Source organism: Pseudorhodoferax aquiterrae (genome assembly GCF_014652235.1).
In the GTDB taxonomy this organism is placed as follows: Bacteria; Pseudomonadota; Gammaproteobacteria; order Burkholderiales; family Burkholderiaceae_C; genus Pseudorhodoferax; species Pseudorhodoferax aquiterrae.
On the sequence record NZ_BMYK01000003.1, the window covers coordinates 338,519 to 364,384 of the forward strand.

23 protein-coding genes are annotated in these 25,866 nt (G+C 68.9%); 10 read left to right on the forward strand and 13 right to left on the reverse strand.

Annotated elements, in window-relative coordinates:
* Positions 1-138: 138 nt before the first annotated feature.
* The 3 genes from IE209_RS06905 to IE209_RS06915 all read left to right on the forward strand — a co-directional run bounded on the left by IE209_RS06905 (position 139) and on the right by IE209_RS06915 (position 5,190).
* Positions 139-3,078 (forward strand): ribonucleoside-diphosphate reductase subunit alpha, encoded by a 2,940-nt coding sequence (locus tag IE209_RS06905; protein ID WP_189686220.1) that lies wholly within the window; start codon positions 139-141, stop codon positions 3,076-3,078.
* 162 nt (positions 3,079-3,240) lie between these two features.
* Positions 3,241-4,485, forward strand: coding sequence for a ribonucleotide-diphosphate reductase subunit beta (locus tag IE209_RS06910; protein WP_189686221.1), 1,245 nt, complete (start codon positions 3,241-3,243; stop codon positions 4,483-4,485).
* Positions 4,486-4,668: 183 nt separating this feature from the next.
* Complete coding sequence (locus tag IE209_RS06915) at positions 4,669-5,190, forward strand: histone (RefSeq protein WP_189686417.1); 522 nt, start codon at positions 4,669-4,671, stop codon at positions 5,188-5,190.
* Between the two features lie 69 nt (positions 5,191-5,259).
* Here the strand turns inward: IE209_RS06915 and IE209_RS06920 are convergent, their stop codons facing one another.
* The 7 genes from IE209_RS06920 to IE209_RS06950 all read right to left on the reverse strand — a co-directional run bounded on the left by IE209_RS06920 (position 5,260) and on the right by IE209_RS06950 (position 11,386).
* Positions 5,260-6,162 carry a carbohydrate kinase family protein gene (locus tag IE209_RS06920; protein ID WP_189686222.1) on the reverse strand — a complete coding sequence of 301 codons (903 nt, stop codon included), beginning with the start codon at positions 6,160-6,162 and terminating at the stop codon, positions 5,260-5,262.
* Positions 6,163-6,185: 23 nt separating this feature from the next.
* Entirely contained in the window at positions 6,186-7,334 is a 1,149-nt protein-coding gene (locus tag IE209_RS06925) for a zinc-ribbon and DUF3426 domain-containing protein (RefSeq protein WP_229882718.1), read from the reverse strand.
* A gap of 59 nt (positions 7,335-7,393) precedes the next feature.
* Positions 7,394-8,293, reverse strand: a complete 900-nt coding sequence (gene prmA, locus IE209_RS06930; RefSeq protein WP_189686224.1) for a 50S ribosomal protein L11 methyltransferase — start codon at positions 8,291-8,293, stop codon at positions 7,394-7,396.
* A gap of 5 nt (positions 8,294-8,298) precedes the next feature.
* Complete coding sequence (accC, locus tag IE209_RS06935) at positions 8,299-9,648, reverse strand: acetyl-CoA carboxylase biotin carboxylase subunit (protein WP_189686225.1); 1,350 nt, start codon at positions 9,646-9,648, stop codon at positions 8,299-8,301.
* A gap of 8 nt (positions 9,649-9,656) precedes the next feature.
* Positions 9,657-10,121: an acetyl-CoA carboxylase biotin carboxyl carrier protein gene (gene accB / locus IE209_RS06940; protein ID WP_189686226.1), complete on the reverse strand. Its 465-nt coding sequence runs from the start codon at positions 10,119-10,121 to the stop codon at positions 9,657-9,659.
* A 123-nt stretch (positions 10,122-10,244) separates the two neighbouring features.
* Entirely contained in the window at positions 10,245-10,793 is a 549-nt protein-coding gene (locus tag IE209_RS06945; protein WP_189686227.1) for a TlpA family protein disulfide reductase, read from the reverse strand.
* Entirely contained in the window at positions 10,790-11,386 is a 597-nt protein-coding gene (locus tag IE209_RS06950; RefSeq protein ID WP_189686228.1) for a hypothetical protein, read from the reverse strand. The genes IE209_RS06945 and IE209_RS06950 overlap by 4 nt, the downstream gene beginning before the upstream one ends.
* Before the next feature lie 55 nt (positions 11,387-11,441).
* Between IE209_RS06950 and mpl the strand changes: the two genes are divergently transcribed.
* Complete coding sequence (gene mpl / locus IE209_RS06955; protein WP_189686229.1) at positions 11,442-12,839, forward strand: UDP-N-acetylmuramate:L-alanyl-gamma-D-glutamyl-meso-diaminopimelate ligase; 1,398 nt, start codon at positions 11,442-11,444, stop codon at positions 12,837-12,839.
* Here the strand turns inward: mpl and IE209_RS06960 are convergent.
* The 6 genes from IE209_RS06960 to IE209_RS06985 all read right to left on the reverse strand — a co-directional run bounded on the left by IE209_RS06960 (position 12,833) and on the right by IE209_RS06985 (position 19,908).
* Complete coding sequence (locus tag IE209_RS06960; protein WP_189686230.1) at positions 12,833-13,144, reverse strand: hypothetical protein; 312 nt, start codon at positions 13,142-13,144, stop codon at positions 12,833-12,835. The genes mpl and IE209_RS06960 overlap by 7 nt on opposite strands.
* A 68-nt stretch (positions 13,145-13,212) precedes the next feature.
* A complete protein-coding gene (locus IE209_RS06965; protein ID WP_189686231.1) occupies positions 13,213-14,331 on the reverse strand; it encodes a 3-deoxy-7-phosphoheptulonate synthase in 1,119 nt (372 codons plus the stop codon).
* 197 nt (positions 14,332-14,528) lie between these two features.
* Positions 14,529-16,001 carry a metalloprotease TldD gene (tldD, locus tag IE209_RS06970; RefSeq protein WP_189686232.1) on the reverse strand — a complete coding sequence of 491 codons (1,473 nt, stop codon included), beginning with the start codon at positions 15,999-16,001 and terminating at the stop codon, positions 14,529-14,531.
* Positions 16,002-16,024: 23 nt separating this feature from the next.
* Positions 16,025-17,179 (reverse strand): rod shape-determining protein RodA, encoded by a 1,155-nt coding sequence (rodA, locus tag IE209_RS06975; RefSeq protein ID WP_189686233.1) that lies wholly within the window; start codon positions 17,177-17,179, stop codon positions 16,025-16,027.
* 66 nt (positions 17,180-17,245) lie between these two features.
* On the reverse strand, positions 17,246-18,778 hold the full coding sequence (locus tag IE209_RS06980) for a GGDEF domain-containing protein (RefSeq protein ID WP_189686234.1): 1,533 nt from the start codon (positions 18,776-18,778) through the stop codon (positions 17,246-17,248).
* Positions 18,779-18,948: 170 nt separating this feature from the next.
* Positions 18,949-19,908, reverse strand: coding sequence for a cyclase family protein (locus IE209_RS06985; protein ID WP_189686235.1), 960 nt, complete (start codon positions 19,906-19,908; stop codon positions 18,949-18,951).
* A gap of 206 nt (positions 19,909-20,114) precedes the next feature.
* Here IE209_RS06985 and IE209_RS06990 point away from each other — a divergent pair, with 206 nt between their 5' ends.
* Genes IE209_RS06990 through IE209_RS07015 form a run of 6 tightly spaced genes read left to right on the forward strand, consistent with a single transcriptional unit; the run spans position 20,115 to position 25,824 of the window.
* The gene (locus tag IE209_RS06990; protein WP_189686236.1) at positions 20,115-20,702 is read left to right on the forward strand and encodes a YqiA/YcfP family alpha/beta fold hydrolase; all 588 of its coding nucleotides are present in this window, start codon (positions 20,115-20,117) and stop codon (positions 20,700-20,702) included.
* 31 nt (positions 20,703-20,733) lie between these two features.
* The gene (locus IE209_RS06995) at positions 20,734-22,791 is read left to right on the forward strand and encodes a ribonuclease catalytic domain-containing protein (RefSeq protein WP_189686237.1); all 2,058 of its coding nucleotides are present in this window, start codon (positions 20,734-20,736) and stop codon (positions 22,789-22,791) included.
* Positions 22,788-23,657: an energy transducer TonB gene (locus IE209_RS07000; protein ID WP_189686238.1), complete on the forward strand. Its 870-nt coding sequence runs from the start codon at positions 22,788-22,790 to the stop codon at positions 23,655-23,657. The genes IE209_RS06995 and IE209_RS07000 overlap by 4 nt, the downstream gene beginning before the upstream one ends.
* Entirely contained in the window at positions 23,654-24,487 is an 834-nt protein-coding gene (gene aroE, locus IE209_RS07005; RefSeq protein ID WP_189686239.1) for a shikimate dehydrogenase, read from the forward strand. The genes IE209_RS07000 and aroE overlap by 4 nt, the downstream gene beginning before the upstream one ends.
* A complete protein-coding gene (gene mtgA, locus IE209_RS07010) occupies positions 24,488-25,204 on the forward strand; it encodes a monofunctional biosynthetic peptidoglycan transglycosylase (RefSeq protein WP_189686240.1) in 717 nt (238 codons plus the stop codon). It abuts the gene before it with no gap.
* The gene (locus tag IE209_RS07015) at positions 25,201-25,824 is read left to right on the forward strand and encodes a lysophospholipid acyltransferase family protein (protein ID WP_189686241.1); all 624 of its coding nucleotides are present in this window, start codon (positions 25,201-25,203) and stop codon (positions 25,822-25,824) included. The genes mtgA and IE209_RS07015 overlap by 4 nt, the downstream gene beginning before the upstream one ends.
* The last annotated feature ends 42 nt before the right edge of the window (positions 25,825-25,866 follow it).

Consider the following 25,866-nt stretch of genomic DNA (forward strand, 5'->3'; position numbering starts at 1 on the left):
CTACCTGTAGTGGCTAGAATGCCGCCGGACCCTAGATATGGGGCCCTGCGCAAGACCCGTTCCGGGCGCGCCCGGCCCCGTCCGCGGTGACATCGCACCGCCAGATTTCGATCCCGTACCCAGCACCACAAGGAAGCCATGCAAACTGCAGCTCACCTCCCATCCGCCTCGCAACTGTCTCCCACGGCCGCCACCGCACGCGCCGCCACGGCCGACAGCACGGCGCCGAACGCGCTGGCGCACTACCAGATCATTCGCCGCAACGGCGCCGTCGTGCCGTTCGAGCCGAACAAGATCGCCGTGGCCATGATGAAGGCCTTCCTGGCCGTGCACGGCACCCAGGGTGCGGCCTCGGCCAGCGTGCGCGAGACGGTGGACGGCCTCACGCAGACGGTCACGCGCGCGCTGATGCGCTCGCGTCCGGGCGGCGGCACCTTCCACATCGAGGACGTGCAGGACCAGGTCGAGCTGGGCCTCATGCGCGGCGGCCACCACGAGATCGCCCGCGCCTACGTGCTGTACCGCGAGCGCCGTTCGCAGGAACGCCACCGCCAGGGCGAGCAGGAGCAAGCGGCCGCTGCGCCCACGCTGCATGTGCTGGACGGCGGCGAGCGCGTGGCGCTGAACCTGGCGGACCTGCAGCAGCTGATCGCCGATGCCTGCGCCGGTCTGGGCGCGGACGTCAAGCCCGAGCCCATCGTGGCCGAGACCATGCGCAACCTGTACGACGGCGTGCCGATCGAAGAGGTCTACAAGGCCGCCATCCTGGCCGCCCGCACGCTGATCGAGAAGGACCCGGACTACACCTACGCCACGGCCCGGTTGCTGCTGCACACCATCCTCAAGGAAGTGCTGGGCGAGGAAGTGCCGCGCGCCCAGATGGCCACGCGCTACGCCGACTACTTCCCGCTCTACATCAAGAAGGGCGTGGAGAACGAGCTGCTGGACGAGAAGCTGCTCCAGTACGACCTGGCCCGTCTGGGTTCGGCACTGAAGGCCGAGCGCGACGAGAAGTTCGACTACCTGGGCCTGCAGACCCTGTACGACCGCTACTTCCTGCACGTGCGCAAGACCCGCATCGAGTTGCCGCAGGCCTTCTTCATGCGCGTGGCCATGGGCCTGGCGCTGAACGAGATCGACCGTGAAGCCCGCGCCATCGAGTTCTACGAGGTGCTGTCCTCGTTCGACTTCATGTCCTCCACGCCCACGCTGTTCAACAGCGGCACGCTGCGCTCGCAGCTGTCCTCCTGCTACCTGACCACCGTGCCCGACGACCTGGACGGCATCTATGAGTCGATCAAGGAGAACGCGCTGCTGTCCAAGTTCGCGGGCGGTCTGGGCAACGACTGGACGCGCGTGCGTGCGCTGGGCAGCCACATCAAGGGCACGAACGGCGAATCGCAGGGCGTGGTGCCCTTCCTCAAGGTGGTCAACGACACGGCCGTGGCCGTGAACCAGGGCGGCAAGCGCAAGGGCGCGGTCTGCACCTACCTGGAGAGCTGGCACCTGGACATCGAGGAGTTCCTGGAGCTGCGCAAGAACACCGGCGACGACCGCCGCCGCACGCACGACATGAACACGGCCAACTGGATTCCGGATCTGTTCATGCGCCGCGTGATGGAAAAGGGCAACTGGACGCTGTTCTCGCCCTCCTCCGTGCCCGACCTGCACGACCTGTTCGGCGCCGAGTTCGAGCGCGCCTACGTGGCCTATGAAGAGAAGGCCGCGCGCGGCGAGATCAAGCCCAGCAAGACGGTCCCGGCGACCGACCTGTGGCGCAAGATGCTCTCGATGCTGTTCGAGACCGGCCACCCCTGGATCACGTTCAAGGACGCCTGCAACGTGCGCTCGCCGCAGCAGCACGTGGGCGTGGTGCACTCGTCCAACCTGTGCACCGAGATCACGCTGAACACCAGCGACACCGAAACCGCCGTCTGCAACCTGGGCTCGGTGAACTTGCTGCAGCACCTGAAGAACGGCGCCGTCGACCACGAAAAGCTCAAGAAGACGATCTCGACCGCGATGCGCATGCTCGACAACGTGATCGACATCAACTACTACGCCGTCAAGAAGGCGCGCGACTCCAATCTGCGCCACCGCCCCGTGGGCCTGGGCGTGATGGGCTTCCAGGACGCGCTGTACGAACTGCGCATCCCCTACGCCAGCGAAGCTGCCGTGCAGTTCGCCGACAACTCGATGGAAGCCGTGTGCTACTACGCCTACTGGGCCTCCACCGAACTGGCGGCCGAGCGCGGCAAGTACAGCAGCTTCAAGGGCTCGCTGTGGGACAAGGGCATCTTGCCGATGGACTCGCTGAACCTGCTCGAGCAGGCCCGCGGCGGCTACGTCGAGGTGGACCGCTCGTCCACGCTGGACTGGGACGGCCTGCGCGCCAAGATCAAGCAGGACGGCATGCGCAACTCCAACTGCGTGGCCATCGCGCCGACCGCGACCATCTCCAACATCATCGGCGTCGACGCCTCGATCGAACCCTGCTTCGGCAACCTGTCGGTGAAGTCCAACCTGTCGGGCGAGTTCACGGTCATCAACCACTACCTGGTGGCCGACCTCAAGCGCCTGAACCTGTGGGACGACGTGATGGTCATGGACCTCAAGCACTTCGACGGTTCGCTCGAGCCCATCGACCGCGTGCCGCAGGACATCAAGGCCCTGTACGCCACGGCCTTCGAGGTCGCGCCGCAGTGGCTGGTCGAGGCCGCGGCACGCCGCCAGAAGTGGATCGACCAGGCCCAGTCGCTGAACATCTACATGGCCGGTGCCTCGGGCAAGAAGCTGGACGACACCTACAAGCTGGCCTGGACGCGCGGCCTCAAGACCACCTACTACCTGCGCACGCGCAGCGCCACGCACGCCGAGAAATCGACCGTGGCACCGGGCCGTCTGAATGCGGTGTCGTCGGGTGCGAATGCCGCGCCAAGCATGAGCGCGCTCGATGCCGCAGCAGCCAAGGCACGTGCCCAGATGGAAGCGCAGATGAACGCGCCGCTGGCCGCATCGGCCGCGACCGATGTGAAGTTCTGCGGTGTGGACGACCCCACCTGCGAAGCCTGCCAATGAGCCTGCAGACACGGCCGCGATGAAGCGCTGAAGCGCAGTCCCGTCGCATCGCATGCGCAGCGCGGTTTTTGCGATGCACGGGAGCAACAAACATGCGCGGTGCCTGGGTGAAGCCTTTGCTTTTCAGGGCACCGCTTTCATAATCTCGGCACTGGAAAATCTATGCTTACCTGGGACGACGAAGTCAAGCCCTCCTCGCCATCGACGCAACACAGCGGGTCCACGGGACACCGCGAGGCAGCGGTCTCTCCCAATTCCGTGAATCCCCTTCCCGCCGCCGCAACGGCCGCGGTCCAAGCCCACAGCTTCAACGCACCCGCCGCATCGCGCCTGCCCGATGTGGCACTGCCGCCGGTGGCTGCACCGCGGGCTGCCGAAGGTGCGAGCGCACGCCGCGTGAACGCGGCCGACAAGCGCATCATCAACGGCCAGACCGACGTCAACCAGCTGGTGCCGTTCAAGTACAAGTGGGCCTGGGAAAAGTACCTCGCCACCTGCGCCAACCACTGGATGCCGCAGGAAGTGAACATGAACCGCGACATCGCGCTCTGGAAGGACCCGAACGGCCTGACGGAAGACGAGCGCCGCATCGTCAAGCGCAACCTCGGCTTCTTCGTGACGGCCGACTCGCTGGCCGCCAACAACATCGTGCTGGGCACCTACCGCCACATCACGGCGCCCGAGTGCCGCCAGTTCCTGCTGCGCCAGGCCTTCGAAGAGGCCATCCACACGCACGCCTACCAGTACATCGTCGAGTCGCTGGGCCTGGACGAGTCCGAGATCTTCAACGCCTACAACGAGGTGCAGTCGATCCGCGACAAGGACGAGTTCCTGATCCCCTTCATCGAGGCGATCATGGACCCGGACTTCAAGACCGGCACGCCCGAGAACGACCAGCGCCTGCTCAAGAGCCTGATCGTCTTCGCCTGCCTCATGGAAGGCCTGTTCTTCTACGTCGGCTTCACGCAGATCCTGGCGCTGGGCCGGCAGAACAAGATGACGGGTGCGGCCGAGCAGTACCAGTACATCCTGCGCGACGAGTCCATGCACTGCAACTTCGGCATCGACCTGATCAACCAGCTCAAGCTCGAGAACCCGCACCTGTGGACGCCCGAGTTCAAGGCCGAGATCAAGGCGCTGTTCGAGAAGGCCGTTGCGCTCGAGTACCGCTATGCCGAGGACACCATGCCGCGCGGCGTGCTGGGCATGAACGCTTCGATGTTCAAGGGCTACCTGCGCTACATCGCCAACCGGCGCGCCACGCAGATCGGCCTGGAGCCGCTGTTCCCGAACGAGGAGAACCCGTTCCCCTGGATGAGCGAGATGATCGATCTCAAGAAGGAACGCAACTTCTTCGAGACGCGCGTCATCGAGTACCAGTCCGGCGGCGCGCTGTCCTGGGACTGAGGACCACACACTACAACACCATGTTCCACCGCACGTCACGCCCTCCGAACCGCACCGACAGAGTGCGGGCGTGCACGTGTCCTGAATCCATGGCGCTGGGGCTTTTGGCCCCAACGCCATGCATCGCTTGTGGCGTACCAACGCGCCGCAAGTGCTCTTTGTAATCCGATCAAGGAGAACACCATGGCAACTGCGAAGAAACCGGCCGCGAAGAAGGCCGCCCCGGCAAAGAAGGCCGCCGCTCCGGCGAAGAAGGCCGCTCCGGCCAAGAAGGCTGCTCCGGCGAAGAAGGCCGCTGCACCGGCGAAGAAGGCCGCTCCGGCCAAGAAGGCTGCGCCCGCCAAGAAGGCCGCTCCGGCCAAGAAGGCTGCACCCGCCAAGAAGGCCGCTCCGGCCAAGAAGGCTGCACCCGCCAAGAAGGCCGCTCCGGCCAAGAAGGCCGCTCCGGCCAAGAAGGCTGCGCCCGCCAAGAAGGCTGCGCCCGCCAAGAAGGCCGCCGCTCCGGCCAAGAAGGCTGCTGCCAAGAAGGCCGCTCCGGCCAAGAAGGCGACCGCCAAGGCCGCCCCTGCCAAGAAGGCCGCTGCCAAGAAACCTGCGAAGAAAGCGGCCCCTGCGCCTGCTGCCGCTGCCCCTGCCGCCGCGTCCACGCAGACCACGCTGAACCCGCAGGCCGCCTGGCCCTTCCCGACGGCCAGCAAGCCCTGAGCCGTGCGTCGCAAGACGCATCCCAGCCCGGAGCCGCAAGGCCCCGGGCTTTTTCATTTCAAGAGGGGCTCACAGTCCCCAGGCCGCGCGGTCCACGCGGTAGTTCTGCGGCCCGCGGTGGGCGATCTTGAGGGCACCGATGCGGTTGCCCAGCTCCGCGCAACGCGCCAGCGGCCAGCCACGCTCCAGCCCGTACAGCAGCGCGCCGCGGTAGGCGTCGCCGCAGCCCGTGGGATCGACCAGTTCGGCGGCCTGCACCGGCGCGACCAGCTGGCGCTCGCCCTCGATCCAGACCTCGCTGCCCTCGCCACCCAGCGTGACGACCAGGCCTTGCACCTGGCGCGACAGCTCGGCGAAGCCAAGGCCGGTGCGCTCGCTGAGCATCTTGCCCTCGTAGTCGTTGACCGTGACCCAGCTGGCCAGCGAGACGAAGTGGCGCAGCGCGGCACCGTCGAACATCGGCAGGCCCTGGCCCGGGTCGAAGAGGAAGGGAATGCCGGCAGCCGCGAACTGCTCGGCATGCTGCAGCATGGCGTCGCGCCCGTCGGGCGAGACGATGCCCAGCTTGACATCGCTGCGCGCCGCGATGCGGGTCTGGTGGGCCTGCATCATGGCGCCCGGGTGGAAGGCCGTGATCTGGTTGTTGGCCTGGTCCGTCATGATCATGGCCTGGGCCGTGTAGCTGCCCTCCACCACGCGCACGTAGTCGGTGGCGATGCCATGGTCCTTCAGGTGCTGCAGGTAATCGGCGCCATCGGTGCCCAACGTGGCCATGGGCAGCGGCTCGCCGCCCAATTGCTGGAGCGCGTAGGCGATGTTGCCGGCACAGCCGCCGAAGTCGCGGCGCAGGGACGGCACCAGGAAGGACACGTTCAGGTTGTGGATCTGGTCGGGCAGGATCTGGTCGGAGAACTTGCCCTCAAACCGCATGATGGTGTCGAACGCGAGCGAGCCGCAGATGATGCTGGCCATGAAAACTCCTGGGAGGTGGAAGGTCAGGGATAGAAGGGGTCGAGCCGGTAGCCCACGACGCGCGCGCGGCCCGCATTGTCGGCGATCTGCAGGTCGGCACTGGCCGTCCACTCGCCGTGCGCATCCAGCGCCGCGGGGGGACTGCCGAGCTCTTGCGGCATCAGCACGCGGCGCAGCACGGGCTGCTCGGCGATGTCGGTCAGCGTCAGCGCGATGGCCGGCAGCGCCACCGCATGTGCGGCCCGGTTGCGCAGTGTCAGGCTGAGCCGGAAGCTGCCATCGCCCAGGGCCTGGAAGGCCGAGCCGTCGATGACGATGGCGTCGATGCGGCGCAGCGGCTCGACACGGCAGGACAGCGGTGCGCACAACACGCCCAGCAGCGGCCGCAGACCAGGTGCCGTGGCGGCCAGGCGGTCGCGCTCGTGCACGGCCCATTGCCACAGCAGCAGCACCGCGGCCAGGCCCGCAGCCAGGGACCAGAGCAGGCGTGTGCGCTGCGTGGTGGCGGGCAGCGCCACCGGCGGCACGGGCGCGGCATCGCGCAGGAACGAGAGTTCGGCATGCGCAGGATCCGGCGGCACAGGCCGCACCACGGGCGGCGCTGCCACCACGCGCGGCGGCAGCGGTGCGGGCCGCGGCGCGTCTTCGGCGGCCGCGCGCAGCGGCAAGGGCAAGGCGTGGTCGGCCTGGGCGCTGCGCAGCGGCGGTGGTGCCGAACCGGCGGCCAGCGACACCACGAGGCGGCCGGGCGGCTCGGCCGGCGCAGGGGCCGGTCCCGGCTCGGCGCTGACGCGTTGCAGCTCCGGCACCACGGTGGTCCCGGGCAGGCCGGAGGCCGGCTCCACGGCCGGCACGGCGGCTTGCGCCTGCACGTAGTCGGCCAGGTCCTGCTCCAGCGATGCGACGGAATCGGTCACCGGGATCTCGGCGGGCGCATGGGGCAGCCAGGGCGGCACATCGTCGTCGGCGACGGGCGGCTGCGCCTGGCGCGCGTCCGCCACCAGGTCCTCGGCTTCGGCAGGCTGTGGCGCCGGCTCGGGCACGGGCTCGGCCGCCGCCAGCGCCGCCGGGGCGGCCTCGTCCGGAGCACCCAGGTGCCGGGCGGCGTCGAAGACCTCGGCGCAGTGGCCGCAACGCACCCAGCCTTCGGAGATGCGCAGCTGATCTGGCACGACCCTGAAGCGGGTTCCGCATGCAGGGCAGCGCGTGATCAACTGGGCCATGGACGCGCTCAGCCCGGTGCGCCGCGCGTGGCTGTCATCAGGATCCAGCCGTCTTCCTCGTCGGAAACCTGCAGCGCCAGGTAGGGTGCATAGGCGGCCTTGAGCTCGTCGGCCTGGCGCGCGAGGATGCCGGCCAGCACCAGGGCACCGCCCGGCGCCACATGGGCGCTGAGCAGGGGTGCCAGCATCTTGAGCGGCGTGGCCAGGATGTTGGCCAGCACCACCTGGTAGGCGCCGCTGGCCGCATCGGGCAGGCCGGCGCGCAGCTGCACGCCATTGGCGCGGGCGTTGTCTCCGGTGGCCTGCACGGCCGCCTCGTCGATGTCGACGGCATCGACCTCGGTGGCGCCATGCTTGGCGGCCGCGATGGCCAGGATGCCGGAGCCGCAGCCGTAGTCCAGCACGCGGCCCCAGTCGCCGCCAGTGCCGCGGCCGGCGATCCAGCGCAGGCACATGCGCGTGGTCGGGTGCGTGCCCGTGCCGAAGGCCAGGCCCGGGTCCAGCCGCAGCACGCGCTGCGCCGCGGCCGGCGGCTCGTGCCAGGTCGGAACGATCCAGAAGGCCGGCGTGATCTCGACCGGCGCGAACTGCGATTGCGTGAGCCGCACCCAGTCCTCGTCCGGGACGGCGCTCACGCCCTGCAGCGTGCAACCGGCGAAGAAGTCCTGCGCCTGCAGCAGCAGAGCGGCCTCGTCGGCCAGCGCCTCGGTGGCGAACAAGGCCACCAGGCGCGAGCGCTGCCAGCCCTCGGCCGGCGGCGGCATGCCCGGCTCGCCGAACAGGGCCTGCTCGGCCGCGGTGTCGCCGTCGGCGTCCTCGACGCTGACGGACAGCGCGTCCAGCGCCTCCAGCGCATCGCTCAGGGTCTCGACCCGGTCCTCCGGGCACAGCAGGCGCAGTTCGAACATCGCGCTCACCGCTTGTGCTGCGCCAGCCACTCTTCCAGGTAGTGGATGTTGGTGCCGCCCGCCATGAACTTGGCGTCCACCATCAGCTCGCGGTGCAGCGGGATGTTGGTGTTGATGCCCTCGATGACGGTCTCGGCCAGCGCCGTGCGCATGCGTGCCATGGCCTGCTCGCGCGTGTCGCCGTGCACGATGATCTTGCCGATCATGGAGTCGTAGTTGGGCGGCACGAAGTAGTTGGCGTAGGCATGCGAGTCCACGCGCACGCCAGGCCCGCCCGGCGGGTGCCAGGTCGTGATGCGGCCCGGGGACGGGGTGAACTTGTACGGGTCTTCGGCGTTCACGCGGCACTCGATGGCGTGGCCGCGGATCTCGATCTGGCGCTGCGTGAACGGCAGCTTCTCGCCGAAGGCCACCATGATCTGCGTGCGCACCACGTCCACGCCCGTGATGAGTTCCGTCACCGGATGCTCGACCTGCACGCGCGTGTTCATCTCGATGAAATAGAACTCGCCGTTCTCGTACAGGAACTCGAAGGTGCCGGCGCCGCGGTAGCCGATGCGCTTGCAGGCCGTCACGCAGCGTTCGCCGATGCGTTCGATCAGCTTGCGCGGGATGCCGGGGGCGGGCGCTTCCTCGATGACCTTCTGATGGCGCCGCTGCATCGAGCAGTCGCGCTCGCCGAGGTACACGGCGTTCTTGTGCTTGTCCGCCAGCACCTGGATCTCCACGTGCCGCGGGTTCTGCAGGAACTTCTCCATGTAGACGGCCGGGTTGCCGAAGGCCACGCCGGCCTCGGCCTTGGTCATCTGCACCGCATTGACCAGCGCCGCCTCGGTGTGCACCACGCGCATGCCGCGCCCGCCACCGCCGCCGGCGGCCTTGATGATGACCGGGTAGCCGATGGTCTTGGCGATGCGGCGCATCTGCACCGGATCGTCGGGCAGTTCGCCGTCCGAGCCCGGCACGCAGGGCACGCCGGCCTTGATCATGGCCTGCTTGGCCGAGACCTTGTCACCCATCATGCGGATGTTCTCGGGCGTCGGGCCGATGAACTGGAAGCCGCTCTTCTCGACGCGCTCGGCGAAATCGGCGTTCTCGCTCAGGAAGCCGTAGCCGGGGTGGATGGCTTCGGCATCGGTGACCTCGGCGGCCGAGATGATGGCCGGCATGTTGAGGTAGCTCTGGGCCGAGGGCGCAGGACCGATGCAGACCGCCTCGTCGGCCAGGCGCACGTACTTGGCGTCGCGGTCGGCTTCGGAATAGACCATCACGGCCTTGATGCCGAGTTCGCGGCAGGCGCGCTGGATCCGGAGAGCAATCTCTCCCCGGTTCGCGACCAGGATCTTCTTGAACATGAGGCGGCTTATTCGATGACGAACAGCGGCTGGCCGTACTCGACGGCCTGGCCGTTCTCGCACAGGATCTGCGTGATCGTGCCGGCCTTGTCGGCCTCGATCTCGTTGAGGATCTTCATGGCCTCGATGATGCAGACCGTGTCGCCTTCCTTCACCGTGCTGCCGACCTCGACGAAGGCCTTGGCGCCGGGGCTGGGCGAACGGTAGAAGGTGCCAACCATGGGCGATTTGGCCACATGGCCCTTGATGGCCGGCGCTGCGGGCGCGGGCGCAGGAGCGGCTGCAGCCGCGGGTGCGGTGGCGGCCTCGGCCGCAGGCTGGGCGGCTTGTACGGGTGCGGCCACGTAGGCCACGGGGCCCGGGGGGACGCCCTTGACGATGCGGACCTTGCCCTCGGCTTCGGTGATTTCCAGCTCGGAGACGTTGGAGTCCGAGACCAGGTCGATCAAGGTCTTGAGTTTGCGTAAATCCATGAAGGCTCCTGTCGCCCAGACGAAAACGCTGGAATCTAACTCAAATCCAGCAAACTTTCGCCTATTGCAGGCAATTTAGACGTTCTTCGCCGATCAACGACGAAGTGAATTGCAGCGACGGACTTAGGAAGCGCGGATTTGCGCTGCCCACCGTTGCAAATCTTGGGGGGTGATTTGCCCTATTTTACGTTCGACCACATGTCCGGCCGCGTCCAGCACCAAAGTGAAGGGCAGGCCGCCGGCTTGGTTGCCGAGTTCCTTGACCACCGATAGGCCCGCCAGGCCCAGGATGCCGACCGGGAAACCGACGGGCGTCTTGTCCAGGAATTTCTGTACCGCTGCCGGTTTATCGACGGCGAGGCCGACGACTTGCCAGCCGTTGGGGCCATGTTGACGGAAGAAGGCGTCGATCATGGGCAGCTCCTCGACGCACGGCGGGCACCAGGGGGCCCAGAAATTGACCAGCAGCGCTCGCCCCCGGAAGTCGGCCATGGGCAGCTTGCCACCGTCCGGACGCTCGCTCTGCAGAGACCACAGGCCGGCGCTTTCGGGCGGAACCGCGGCACCGAAGCGGCGCGACCACCACGCCGCGCCGGCGCCGGCCACCAGGGCACAGGCGCCCGCGGCCAGCAGCACGCCACGCCGGGCCGCAGAGAAGGTCTGGTCCGTCATGCCGCAGCCTCCTCGACCACGAGCTTGCGCACGGCCTCGAGGCTGCCGCGTGGCGTGCGGCCTCGCGCATCGGGCTTCAAGGCACCGCGCAGGTCGCCCAGGTCGTGCACCAGCAGGTGAACGCCGATGGTCTCGCCGAGTTCGGCGCAGGAGCTGTGCAGGCTCAGGGCATCGACCGGGTCGCCCCGGAAGCCGGGCACGGTGCTGGGCTCGTAGCGCACGCCGCGGTCGATCAGCAGGATTTCGGCCGACTTGGGGTCGTCGCAGAACAGCTGCAGGTAGATGTCGGAGCGGCGCGTGGCCGTGCCGTACCACACGGCGCCAGCCAGGTGCGGGCGAAAAATCTCCAACCGCTCCATCCAGGTCAGAGCCAGCCGGCGCAGCGCCGCGAGCTCCCGGGGCTGTGTATCGGCGCAGAAGATGGCGATGTGCTCGCGCACCGCGTCCTCCAGCTCGTCGTTGCCCGGCAGCCGCGCGCGCGGCCCCAGGCCCAGCTGCTGGACGGCGCGGCGCTTCGCGGCGCCCCACTCCAGCCCGTCGTCGACCACCATGCGCGCTGCGACAGCCGCGATCTCTGCACTTGCGTTGTCCATGGGCGGATTGTGCGCCCCGTCCGAACAGCCCCTGCGCCACTCCTAGAATCCCGCGATGCACATCCATATCCTGGGCATCTGCGGCACCTTCATGGGCGGCCTGGCGGCGCTGGCGCGCAGCGCCGGCCACCGCGTGACCGGCTGCGATGCCGGCGTCTACCCCCCCATGAGCGACCAGCTCCGTGCGCTCGGCATCGAGCTGATCGAAGGCTTCGGCGCGGACCAGATGGCGCTGAAGCCCGACGTCTTCGTGGTCGGCAACGTGGTGTCCCGCGCACGCCTGCCCGACGGCACGCCCAAGTTTCCGCTCATGGAGGCCATCCTGGACGCGGGCGCGGCCTACACCAGCGGCCCGCAGTGGCTGGCCGAGCAGTTGCTGCAAGGCCGGCATGTGCTGGCCGTCGCCGGCACACACGGCAAGACCACCACCACCTCCATGCTGGCCTGGATCCTCGACTGCGCGCGCCTGAACCCCGGCTTCCTGGTCGGCGGCGTGCCATTGAATTTCGGCATCTCGGCCCGCCTCGGCGCGCCCGGTGGCTGCTTCGTGATCGAGGCCGACGAGTACGACACGGCCTTCTTCGACAAGCGCAGCAAGTTCGTGCACTACCGGCCGCGCACCGCCGTGCTGAACAACCTGGAGTTCGACCACGCCGACATCTTCGACGACCTGGCCGCCATCGAGCGCCAGTTCCACCACCTCGTGCGCACCGTGCCGGGCCGGGGCCGCGTGGTCGTCAACGCCGAGGAGAGCAGCCTCGCGCGCGTGCTGGCCCAGGGCTGCTGGAGCGAGACCGTGGGCTTCGGTGCAGGCGGGCGCTTCACGGCCGAAGGCACGGCCGAACAGTTCAGCGTGCTGGACCAGGGCCGGCCCGTCGCCCAGGTGCACTGGTCGCTCTCGGGCCTGCACAACCGCATGAACGCGCTGGCGGCGATCGCCGCGGCCGAGCACCTGGGCGTGGCGCCGGCCGTAGCGGCCGAGGCCCTGCAGCGTTTCGAGAACGTGCGCCGCCGCATGGAACTGCGCGGCGAGGTCGCGGCCGCCGGCGGCACGGTGCGCGTCTACGACGACTTCGCCCACCACCCCACGGCCATCCGGACCACGGTGGACGGCCTGCGCGCGCAGATCGGCCCCGCCGGCGGCCGCATCCTGGCCATCTTCGAGCCCCGCAGCAACACCATGAAGCTGGGCAGCATGAGTGCCAAGCTGCCCTGGAGCCTGGAATCGGCCGACCTGGCCTTTTGCCACGCCGCGGGGCTGGGCTGGAACCCGCGCGAGGCCCTGGCGGCCATGGGCGAGCGCCTGCAGGTGGCCGACAGCATCGACCAACTGCTCGTCCAGGTGCTGGCCGCCGTGCAACCGGGCGACCATCTGCTGTGCATGAGCAACGGTGGCTTCGGCGGCGTGCACACCCGCCTGCTCGACGCACTGAAGGCGCGCTTCACTCAGTAGCTGACGCTCAGCTGATCGAGATCCAGCCGCACGACGGGCTTGGCCAGCGCCGCGCTCGCCGCACGCGCGAAGCTGGAAAACCACTGCGGATCGGCCAGCAGCTCGGGGCCCGCTGCGCGCGCGATGGCGATCAGCTTGTCGGCCAGCAACACCTTGCCGGTGGCGCGCAGCGGCTCGCATTCCAGCTGCACGAACTGCGTGTCCAGCCAGCTGCGCGCCTGCTCCTGCAGCATGGGCGTCGCGTCTTCGAGGTCGAAACGCAATTCCTGGCCACCGGCCAGCCGCACGGACACTTCACTGCGCATGCTCGCTCCCTGCAAAGCGCCCAGCATCGCCGCGGAGCCGCACCGCCGCAATCGACGCAAACCCGACTTCAGCCGGCTGCACGGCGCTTGGCCACGGCCCGTGCCAAGGTGTCCAGCACGTCGACCGAAGGCTCCCAGCCCAGGCAGGCATCGGTGATGCTCTTGCCGTAGGCCAGCGCCTGCACGCTGTCCTTGCCCGGCGTGAACTTCTGCGCACCGGCCACGAGGTGGCTCTCCACCATGACGCCGAAGACCTGGCGCGATCCGCCCGCGATCTGGGCCGCGATGTCGCCGGCCACCTCGGCCTGCTTCTCGTGCTGCTTGCTGCTGTTGGCATGGCTGCAGTCCACCATGAGGCTCGGCTGCATGCCGGCGGCGGCCAGTTCCTTGCAGGCAGCGGCCACGCTGGCGGCGTCGTAGTTGGGCGCCTTGCCGCCGCGCAGGATCACATGGCAATCCTTGTTGCCGTTGGTCTGCACGATGGCGACCTGGCCGTTCTTGTGCACCGACAGGAAGTGGTGGCCGCGCGCAGCCGCCTGGATGGCATCGGTGGCGATGCGGATGTTGCCGTCCGTGCCGTTCTTGAAGCCGATCGGCGCCGACAGGCCGGAGGCCAGTTCGCGGTGCACCTGGCTTTCGGTCGTCCGCGCGCCGATCGCACCCCAGGCGATCAGGTCGCCGATGTACTGCGGCGAGATCACATCCAGAAATTCACTGCCGGCCGGCAGGCCCAGGCGGTTGATATCGGTCAAGAGCTGGCGTGCGATGCGCAGGCCTTCGTCGATGCGGTAGCTCTCGTCCAGGTAGGGATCGTTGATCAAACCCTTCCAGCCCACGGTGGTGCGCGGCTTCTCGAAGTAGACCCGCATGACGATCTCCAAATCGTCCGCGTACTTGTCGCGCAGCGGCTTCAAGCGGCGCGCGTACTCCAGCGCGGCGGCCGGATCGTGGATCGAACAGGGGCCGATGACGACCAGCAGGCGGTCGTCCTTGCCGGCCATGATGTCGTGGATGCGGGCCCGGGTGCGGCTGATCAGCGCCTCGACCGGCGTGCCGCGGATCGGGAAGAAGCGGATCAGATGTTCGGGAGGCGGGAGCACGTTGATGTCCTTGATGCGTTCGTCGTCGGTCTGGCTGGTTTTCTCGACGTTCGCGTACCAGGCGTCGGGGATCTGTTGCGTGCTCATGGTCTCTTCCGTTGGTTGAAATCGATGGGGCCAAAAAAAACCGCCGGTCCTTGCGGTACCGGCGGTTTTTGGAGGTTCTTTGCTAGCTGCTGTTTACGCGCGCGCCTCTCGTCCGCCGGATTCCGGGAACCAAAAGTAGGCAAAGTAAAAAGCGCGGGAGGCAGACATCGGGCGCGACTCTAGCACATCCCAACGGGTCAGGCCGTGCCGCCGACCGTGAGGCCGTCGATGCGCAGCGTGGGCTGGCCCACGCCGACCGGCACGCTCTGGCCTTCCTTGCCGCAGGTGCCCACGCCCGAGTCGAGCTTCATGTCGTTGCCGATCATGGACACGCGGGTCAGCGCATCCGGGCCGTTGCCGACCAGCGTCGCGCCCTTGACCGGGTACTGGATCTTGCCGTTTTCGACCCAGAAGGCCTCGCTCGCAGAGAACACGAACTTGCCCGAGGTGATGTCGACCTGGCCGCCGCCGAAGTTGCTCGCGTACAAGCCCTTCTTGATGCTGGCGATGATCTCGGCCGGGTCCTTGTCGCCGCCCAGCATGTAGGTGTTGGTCATGCGCGGCATCGGGATGTGGGCATAGCTCTCGCGCCGGCCGTTGCCCGTGGGCCGGACCTTCATGAGCCGCGCGTTCATGGCGTCCTGGATGTAGCCCTTCAAGATGCCGTCCTCGATCAGCACGTTGCGCTGGCTGGCGTTGCCCTCGTCGTCCACGTTGAGCGAGCCGCGGCGGTCGGCGATGGTGCCGTCGTCCAGCACGGTCACGCCCTTGGCGGCCACGCGCTGGCCGATGCGGCCGCTGAATGCGCTCGATCCCTTGCGGTTGAAGTCCCCTTCCAGCCCGTGGCCGATGGCCTCGTGCAGCAGGATGCCGGGCCAGCCCGCCCCCAGCACCACGGTCATCTCGCCGGCCGGCGCGGGGCGCGCGTCCAGGTTGGTCAGCGCGGCCTGGACGGCCTGGTTCACGTACTCGTCGATGCGCGCGGAATCGAAGTAGGCCAGGCCGAAGCGGCCGCCGCCGCCGCTGGAGCCGACCTCGCGGCGCGTCTGGCCGGCCACCTGGGCCTCGGCGATCACGGTGACCGACAGGCGCACGAGCGGCCGCACGTCGGCCGCCAGCGTGCCGTCGGCGCGCGCCACCAGCACCACGTCGTACTCGCTCGCCAGGCCAGCCATGACCTGCACCACGCGCGGGTCCTTGGCCCGGGCGCGTTGCTCCACCTGTTCGAGCAGCTTGACCTTGGCCGTGCTGTCCAGCGTGGCGATGGGGTCCAGACCGTCGTACAGCGAACGGCTGCCCGCGATCTTCTGCGCCGGCACCTTGGCACGCCTGCTCTGCGCGGCCGAGGAGATCGCGCGCACGGTGCGCGCGGCGTCCAGCAGCGAGGCCTCGGAAATGTCGTCGGAATAGGCGAAGGCGGTCTTCTCGCCGCTGACCGCGCGCACGCCCACACCCTGGTCGATGCTGAAGGAGCCCGTCTTGACGATGCCCTCCTCCAGGCTCCAGCCCTCGCTGCGCGTGTACTGGAAGTACAGGTCGGCATCGTCGACCTTGTGCGCCTGGATCTCGGCCAGCGCGCGCTGCAGGTGCGCGGGCGTGAGGCCGAAGGGATCGAGCAGCAGTTGCTGAGCGGTGGCGATGCGGGCCAGGGTGGGTTCGCGGGAAATCATCCGGTCATTCTAGGAAGGTGGACCTAGGTCTGCAGCAGGCGTTTGGATTTCGCGATGGACATCAGGATTCCGAGGCCCATGCCCAGCGTGACCATGGCCGTGCCGCCGTAGCTCACGAAGGGCAGCGGCACGCCCACCACGGGCAGCATGCCGCTGACCATGCCCATGTTGACGAAGGCGTAGGTGAAGAAGATCAGCGTCACGGCCCCGGCCAGAAGCCGCGAGAACAGCGTGGGCGCCTCCAGCGCGATGACCAGTCCGCGCAGGATCAGGAACACGAAGGCCAGGATCAGGAAACCGTTGCCGAGCAGGCCGAACTCCTCGGAATAGGCGGCGAAGATGAAGTCGGTCGTGCGCTCGGGAATGAACTCCAGGTGCGTTTGCGTGCCCTGCATGAAGCCCTTGCCGAACACGCCGCCCGAGCCGATCGCGATCATGCCCTGCAGGATGTGGAAGCCCTTGCCCAGCGGGTCGCGCGTGGGGTCCATCAGCGTGCAGATGCGCTGCTGCTGGTATTCGCGCAGCACCACCCAGCGCACGCCGTCCTGGCACAGGTCGGAGGAGAACCAGACCAGCAGGCCGATGCCGATCGCCCCCAGCAGCACCGGCGGCACGACCAGCCGCCAGGGCAGGCCGGCGAAGAAGATCACCGACATGCCCGCCGCCGCCACCAGGATGGACGTGCCCAGGTCGGGCTGGTGCATGATCAGCAGCACCGGCACGGCCAGCAGCACGAAGGCCACGACGAAGTCGAACGGCTGGCGGTGCCCCTCGCGCCGCTGGAACCACCAGGCCAGCATCAGCGGCGTGGCGATCTTGAGGATCTCGCTGGGCTGGATCACCACGCCCACGTTGATCCAGCGCGTCGCACCTTTCTTGGTGATGCCGAAGAACTCCACGCCCAGCAGCAGCACCACGCCCACCACGTAGACGGGCACGGCGAACTTCATGAGCTGCTGCGGCGGCACCTGGGCCACGACGAACAGGATGGCGCCGGCCAGCAGCATGTTGCGGCCGTGGTCGACGAAGCGCGTGCCATGGTCGTAGCCCGAGGAGTACATGGCCAGCAGGCCGGCCCCGCAGAGCAGCAGCACGGCGAAGGCCAGCAGCGCGTCGAAGCCGCGGAACAGCGGCAGCGCACGGCGCCACAGCGGAGGATTGTCGAGAACGGCGGCCATGGGAGAGAAAAAATCCGAGCGCGGATTATCCGGCGCGCGCGGCCCGCGGCGCGCACGGCGGCGCGATCACCCGCCCAAGACGCGGTTCTTGCCGGTCCGCTTGGCCAGGTACATGGCCGCGTCGGCACGCTTGAGCGCATCGGCCACGGCCTCTTCCTCGCCCAGCTGGGCCACGCCGGCGCTGAAGGTGATCAGCACCTTGTCCTTGCCGTTGAGGAAGTAGCGCGTGGTCAGTTCGCGCTGCAGGCGTGTGAGGATGGCGATGGCATCGGCCAGCACGGTGTCGGGCAGCACGATCACGAACTCCTCGCCACCGTAACGCGCGAGCGAATCCTGCGGCCGGATCGCCGCGCGCGCCACCTCGGTCAGGTGCAACAGGGCGTTGTCGCCGGCGTCGTGGCCGAGCTGGTCGTTCAGCCGCTTGAAGTTGTCCACGTCCAGCAGCGACACGCACAGCGCCTGGCTCTTGCGCCGCGCCGTGGCCACCTCGCGCTGCAGCGTCTCGTCCAGACCGCGGCGGTTGAGCACCCCGGTCAGCGCGTCGTGGCGGGCCAGCGCGCTCACGCGGTCCAGCTCCACATGCAGCTTGGTGATTTCCACCTCGGCCTCCTGGGTCTTGGCCCGCATGGCCTGCAGTTCGTCGCGCGAGTGCACGGTGTCGCGCGCCATCGCGCGCGTGGCAGCGATGGCTTCCTGCAGCACGGGGCCCAGCTCCTCGAACGAGGTCGCCTGTTCGATCTGCCGCGCGCAGTGTTCGATCTTGCTGTGGTAGGTGCTGCTGCTCTCGGTCATGAGCGACAGGCGGTCGACGAAGGTCGCCAGCAGCTGGCGCATCTGCAGCTGTGCCTCGTAGGCGCGGCCCTTGGCCTCGGTCTGCTTGAAGATGACGTCCTTGAGCCGGCGTTCCACGTCGTCGAGGCGGCGCAGGTTCAGTGGCGGCGTGGCCGCGTTGCGCAGCGCATCGATCTGGCCGCGCATCCAACGGTCGTCCACGCAGAGTTCGCCGATGTTCTCGAACACCAGGTTCAGCAGGCTCAGCAGGCCGTTGCGGATCTCGGCCTGGTCCTCGGCCGCGAACGACAGGCGCAGGGCGTAGTTGCCCAGCACCGAGCGCGCGTCGCGCAACTGGAGCTGGGGCCGGCGCAGCAGCTGCAGCACCTCGGCCGTCTGCTCGGCGAAGCGGTCGTCTTCCTTGCCCAGGGCCGGCTGCGCGCACTCGATCAGCCGCGCCACCTGCTCCAGCACCAGCGCGGCGGCCGCATCGGCCTGCGCATCGGCGGCCACCGGCTCCAGTGCGGCGAAGGAAGAAGGCCCGGCCGCGAAGCTGCCATAGGCCACCAGCGCGGCACCCACCTTGTCCCAGCTGCGCTGGCCAATGGCCGACTCCAGCAGGCCCAGCTGCTTCTCCTGACCCGGGTTGCGCGCGGGCATGGCGGCCGCGATCTGGCGCAGGGAATCGGACGGGAAGTAGGCCGGCGGCAGCGTGCCTGCCACCTCGTGGTAGAGCGTCTGGTAGTTCTCGGGCGTGGGCGGCAGGCGCTTCTCGGCCAGCCGCTTGAAGGCTTCTCTGGCGATTTCGCTGGGCGATCGGTCGAGCATGGGACGGCGGGCAGGCAGGGTCGAAGCGTGGCGCAGGGCGCACGGGTCCGCGATCCTACCGAATTCGGCCTCCAGCATCCAATTTGTGTGTACACACAACAGCCTGAAGGCGCCCTCCCAGCGCAGTGGCCGCGCCGCCCCTGGGGCGCGGCACCGCGTTCTCGCCCTGTCTATCGGATCGCGATCGGGTTCACGATCGCTTGCACGCCACCGGTCATCCGGCTGGCGCCCAGCACGAACATGAACTCCCAGGCCTTGTCCTTCACGAGCTCGGCCGTGTCCACGTTCTCGAGGATGTAGATGCCGTTCTTCGGGATCAGGATCTGGTGGATCTCGAAGATGCCCACGCCCTGCTCGAACGGAATCGCCTCCACGCCCCAGGTGTCGGCGCCCACGGCCACCACCTGCTTGCTGGCCAGGTACTCCGCACCCTCCTTGCCGACGCCGGGCTCGCCGCCGATGTAGCGCTTGTCGTCCTTGCCCACCAGGCTCAGCCAGCCGCTGTAGAACAGCACCACGTCGCCCTTGCGGATCTCCACGCCCTGGCGCGCGGCCTGCTCGTCGATTTCCTTGCGGTTGTAGGCCGTGCCCTCGGGCACGGGGTTCTTGCCGTAGTAGGCCGTCATGTCCAGCACCACGCCGCGCGTGACGATGGCCGGCACTTTCTCGATGCCCAGCTTGGTCAGGCCGTTGGCCTGCACGAACTCGCTGTTCTTGTTGCAGTTGTAGTAGACGTTGTCCACGCCGATGTGGCCCATGCCGTCGATCTGCGTGCCGGTGCCCACGTAACCCATGTAGATGTCGTCGTTGTAGTTGGTCTTGGTGTGGCCCAGGCCGATACCGCCCACCTGGCCAGGCTGGTTGATGACCAGCGCCCAGCTGCGCGGGCCGAAGGCCGGCGTCTTGGCATTGGTTTCCACGCCCAGGCGGTAGGTCTTGCCGGTCTTGACGAGCTTGGACGCGGCCAGCGCCAGCTCCGAAGTCAACAGGTTGCCGGCGCCGATCTCGTCGGCCGCACCCCATTTGGACTTGCACCAGTCGGGCTGTTGCGGCTGCTGCGCACAGGCCGGCAGCACCGCCAGGCTGGCCGTGGCCAACAGCAGCGGGATGAAACCTCGCTTGATTCCCATGTCGTCTCCTCCTTGGCGAGGGCCGGCAGATGGCTGAATGTCGATCGCCCCCGCGGGTCTCCTCGCGAACATGCCGGCGCACAGGGGCGGCGCATCATCGCCAGAAATCCCGGCGCTGGGAACGCTGCAAGATGCAAGCGGGCGTAACGCGGTGCACGCTGCCGCCACCGATGCTGCGTACCATCGCCTGCCAACCCCCATCCCCCATGCCACTCACCCACCTGCTCTACCTGCACGGCTTCCGCTCCTCGCCGCAATCGACCAAGGCCCGCCTCATGGCCGCACGTGTGCAGGCGCGGCACCCCACGCTGCGCTGGTGGTGCCCGCAGCTGCCGCCTTCGCCACGCCAGGCCATGGAGGCGGTGCTGGCCGGCGTGCAGGACTGGCCACGCGAGACCATGGCCGTGGTCGGCTCCTCGCTGGGCGGCTTCTACGCCACCTGCGTGGCAGCACACACCGGCTGCCGCGCCGTGCTGCTCAACCCTGCCGTGCATCCGGCGCGCGACCTGTCGCGCCACATCGGCGAGCACAGCGGCTGGCACGACCCGGCGCAGCGCTTCGTCTTCACGGCCGAGCATGTGGCCGAGCTGCGGGTGCTCGAGCAGGCCGCCGCCGCAGCCGACACCGCGCGCATGTTCGCTGTCGTGGCCAAGGGCGACGAGGTGCTGGACTGGCGCGAGATGGTGGCGCGCTATCCGCAGGCCCGCCTGCGGCTGCTCGAAGGCAGCGACCACGCCATCAGCGGGTTCCCCGAGTACATCGACGAAGTCTTCGAATTCCTGCTGGCCGGCTAGACCGGCATCCGCCTCGGGGACAATACGGCCCATGTACGCATTGTTCGAAGAAGCCGGCAAGTTCATGACCGGCCGGGTGCTGTCCGAGGCCGAGGCCTCGGCCCAGGTGGAGCTGGACAGCGGCAAGCGGGTCAAGGTCAAGGCCGCCAACCTGCTGCTCAAGTTCGACAAGCCCACGCCGCAGCAGCTGCTGGCCGAGGCCCGCGCGCAGGCCGAGTCCATCGAGCTCGAGCTGGCCTGGGAGTTCGCCAGCGAGGACGAGTTCGGTTTCGCCGACCTGGCCCGGGTCTATTTCAGCGACGACGCCACGCTGGCCCAGCAGGTCGGGGCGCTGCTGCGCCTGTTCGAGGCACCGCACTACTTCCGCCGCGCCGGCAAGGGGCGCTTCCGCAAGGCGCCGGCCGAACAGATCCAGCAGGCCCTGGCCGCCATCGAGAAAAAACGCCTGCTGCAGCTGCAGATCGACGACTGGGCCCAGGAGCTGGCCGAGGGCCGCTGCCCCGCGCCCATCCGCGACCAGCTCTACCGCATCCTGTTCAAGCCCGACAAGAACGGCCCCGAGTACAAGGCCGTGGTCGAGGCCGCGCGCGCCACGCAGCGTGCGCCGCTGGACCTGCTGCAGCGCGCCGGCGCGATCGACTCGCCCTACCAGTTCCACTGGCGGCGCTTCCTGTTCGAGCACTTCCCCAAGGGCACGGGCTTCGCGGCCCTGCAGGCGCCGGCCATCACCGACGAACTGCCGCTGGCCCCGGTGCGCGCCTACTCCATCGACGACTCGATGACCACCGAGATCGACGATGCGCTTTCGCTGCAGGGCCTGGGCACGGACGAGGTCACGGTGGGCATCCACATCGCCGCGCCGGGCCTGGCCATCGCGCCGGGCACGGCGATCGACCAGGTGGCGCGCGCCCGCCTGTCCACCGTCTACATGCCCGGGCACAAGCTGACCATGCTGCCCGACGAGGTGGTGCAGCGCTACTCGCTGCAGGAAGGGCGCGACTGCCCGGCCGTCTCGCTGTACGCGCGCTTCGACGCCCAGACGCTGGAGTTGCGCGGCACCGAGACGCGCCTGGAGCGCGTGCCGATCGCCGTGAACCTGCGCCACGACCAGCTCGACACGCTGATCACCGAGGACTGGCTGGCACAGGAGACGCCGCCGGCCCTGCCCGATCTGCCCGCCGGCGTGCAGCCGGCCGAGCTGGCCTTCCTGTACCGCCTGGCGCGCCACCTCAAGGCCCAGCGCGAAGTGGTGCGCGGCAAGCCCGAGACCTTCAACCGGCCCGACTACAACTTCCGTCTGGTCGAGAGCCCCGAAGCCCCGCTGGGCGACGAGCCGGCCGGCCGCGAGCGCGTGGAGATCAGCGTGCGCCAACGCGGCGCGCCGCTGGACCTGATCGTGGCGGAGGCCATGATCCTGGCCAACAGCAGCTGGGGCCAGTGGCTCGCGGCCTGTGGCGTGCCCGGCATCTACCGCAGCCAGACCAGCCTGGCGCCGGGCGTCAAGGTGCGCATGGGCACCAAGGCGCTGCCGCATGCCGGCATCGGCGTGCCGGCCTATGCCTGGAGCACCTCGCCGCTGCGCCGCTACACCGACCTCGTGAACCAGTGGCAGATCATCGCCTGCGCGCGCCACGGCAAGACGGCCGCGCTGGCCGCGCCGTTCAAGCCCAAGGACGCCGACCTGTTCTCCATCATCTCCAGCTTCGACGCGGCCTACAGCGCGTACAACGGCTTCCAGGGCGGCATGGAGCGTTTCTGGACGCTGATGTACCTGCAGCAGAACGGCATCACCGAGATCGACGGCCAGGTCATCAAGGACGGCCTGGTGCGCGCCGACAGCCTGCCGCTGGTGCTGGGCGTGATGGGCGCACAGGGCCTGCCGCGCGCCGCCCACGTGCGCGTGAAGCTGGGCGCCATCGACCTCATCACGCTGGACGTGGCCGGCACCGTGACCGAGCGGCTGGACCCGCTGGACGCGCCCACGGCCCCCGAGGAAGAGGCGGACGAGGAAGAAGCCACGGCCGGCCCCATTGCGATCGCCGTGGACATGGACGCCCCCGCCACCACCGAGGACGCGCCCACGCCATGAAGGCGCCGGCCTGGCTGCGCCGACTCAGCACGCTGCAGGCGGCGTTGCTGTTCTCGGTCGCCGCGCATGCCGCTCTGCTGGCCGTGCGCTTCGCCGATCCGGCCGCGTTCGACCGGCTGTTCCAGGACACGCCGCTGGAGGTCATCCTCGTCAACGCCAGGTCCGACGAGCGGCCCGACAAGGCCCAGGCCATCGCCCAGGCGTCCCTGGCCGGCGGCGGCGATGCCGCGGCCGGGCGCGCCACCTCGCCGCTGCCGCCCTCGCCACGCGCCGACATCGGCGATGCCGTGGAAGAGGCGCAGCGCCAGATCGAGGCCATGCACCAGCAGCAGACCCTGCTGCTGGCCCAGGTCACGCGCATGCTGGCCGCGCTGCCGCCGCCCGACCCGCGCAACGTCAGCGATTCGGCCGAGGCGCGCGAGCAGGACGAGCGCCGGCGCCAGCTGCTGCAGCACCTGGCCGAGATCGAGCGCCGCATCGAGATCGAGAACGCACGGCCCAAGCGCCGCGTGGTCAGCCCCTCCACGCGCGAGGAGGTCTACGCCGTCTACTACGACGCGCTGCGCCGCAAGGTGGAGGAGCGCGGCACGCAGAACTTCCCCGAGCACAACGGCCGCAAGCTCTACGGCGAGCTCGTCATGATCATCACCGTGGACCACCGCGGCCAGGTGCTGTCCACCGAGGTCGCCGAAAGCTCGGGCAACCGCCTGCTGGACCAGCGTGCCCAGGCCATCGCGCGCGCCGCCGGCCCCTATGGCGGCTTCACGCCGGCCATGCGCATGCAGGCCGACCAGATTCTCGTGGTCTCGCGCTTTCGCTTCGCGCGCGACGCCACGCTGCAAACCAATGTCAGCACACCTCCATGAGCTTTGATTACTGCGTGATGGGCAACCCCGTGGCCCACAGCCGCTCGCCCTGGATCCACGCCCGCTTCGCCGAACTGACGGGCCAGGCCATGGCCTACGACCGGCTGCATGTGGAGCTGGACGGCTTCCAGGCCGCCGTGCAGGACTTTCGCGCGCGGGGCGGCAAGGGCTGCAACGTGACCGTGCCGTTCAAGCTCGAAGCCGCGGCGCTGGCCACAGCGCATTCCGGCCGCGCCCGGCTGGCCCAGGCCTGCAACACGCTCCACTTCACGCCCGAGGGCATCTACGGCGACAACACCGACGGCGCCGGCCTGGTGCAGGACATCACGCAGCACGCGGGCCAGGCGATTGCCGGCCATGACCTGCTGCTGGTCGGCGCGGGCGGGGCCTCGGCCGGGGTGCTGGGTCCGCTGATCGAGGCCGGCGCCCGGCGCATCACGGTCGCCAACCGCACGGTCGCCAAGGCCCAGGCGCTGGTCGAGCGCCATGCGCCGCTGGCCGCGCCGCGCGGCTGCGTGCTGTCGGCCTGCGGACTTGACGATGCGCCCGGCCGGTACCACATCGTCGTCAACGCCAGCGCGAGCAGCCTGGCCGGTGCCGGCGTGCCCGTGGCCGCCGGCGTGCTGGCCGAAGGCGCGCTGGCCGTGGACATGATGTACGGCCCCGCAGCCGCCCCCTTCCTGGCTTGGGCACGCGCCCATGGCGCGCGTGCGCGCGACGGCCTGGGCATGCTGGTCGAGCAGGCGGCCGAATCCTTCGCGCTGTGGCGCGGCGTGCGCCCCCCCTCGGCCCAGGTGCTGGCCGAACTGCGCGCCATCGTGGACGCCTGAATGCGCCAGATCGGCCGCTGGCTGCTGTTGCTCGCCGTCGCCGCGCTCGCGCTGCAGCTGTTCTTCGTGGGCCGCATCGCGGCGATGGCCGTGCTCGCCCCACAGTCCACGGCCTTCCAGCGTTCCGAAGCCTGGCGCCTGGCGACCGGTGGCGGCAGCTTCCACTGGCGCCAGCAGTGGGTGGACGCCGACAGGATCTCGGACAACCTCAAGCGCGCCGTGATCGCCTCGGAAGACGCCGGCTTTCCCGACCATGACGGCGTGGACTGGCAGGCGATGGAGAAGGCCTGGGAGAAGAACGAGCAGGCGGCCGCCCGCGCCGCGACGCGCCCCAACGCCAAGCCGGCCAAGATCGTCGGCGGCTCCACCATCACCCAGCAGCTGGCCAAGAACCTGTTCCTGTCGGGCGAGCGCACGCTGCTGCGCAAGGGCCAGGAGTTCGTGCTGACCCTCATGCTCGAGGCCCTGCTGGACAAGCGCCGCATCCTCGAGATCTACCTCAACAGCGTGGAATGGGGCGAAGGCGTGTTCGGCGCCGAGGCCGCTGCGCGCCACTACTTCAAGAAGAGCGCGGCACAACTGACGGCCTACGAATCCGCGCGCCTGGCCGTGATGCTGCCGCGGCCGCGCTACTTCGAGAAGCTGCCGAACTCGGCCTACCTCGCCGGCCGCAGCCGAACCATCGTGGCCCGGATGGGCGATGTGCAGCTGCCATGAGAAGCGGCACGCGCGCCAAGATCGTCGGCTGGCTGCTGCTGGGCCTGGTGCGCCTGCTCACCGGCGCGCAGGCGCGCTGGTGGGGCTGCCCGCCCAAGGCCGAGCAGCGCATCTACTTCGCCAACCACCAGAGCCATGCCGACCTGGTCATGATCTGGGCCGCGCTGCCGGCCGAGCTGCGCGGCATCACGCGGCCCATCGCGGCCAAGGACTACTGGACCAAGACGCCGCTGCGCCAGTGGATCACCACGGCGGTGTTCAACGCCGTCTACGTGGACCGCGAGCGCACCGAAGGCCAGGATCCGCTGGCGCCGCTGGTGCAGGCGCTGGACGCGGGCGACTCCATCATCCTGTTCCCCGAGGGCACGCGCGGCCATGCCGAGGAACCGCAGGCCTTCAAGGCCGGGCTGTACAACCTGGCGCTGCGCTTTCCGCAGGTGGTGCTGGTGCCGGCCTGGATCCACAACGTGCAGCGCGTGATGCCCAAGGGCGAGGTCGTGCCCGTGCCCATCCTGTGCTCGGTGACCTTCGGGGCTCCCATGCAGCTGCAAGCCGATGAATCCCGCCAGGACTTCCTGGTCCGTGCGCGCGATGCGGTGATCGCGCTGCGAGATGTATGAGCGACGCGCCGGGCCGCCCCAAGCAAGCTCGCACCCCCTTGG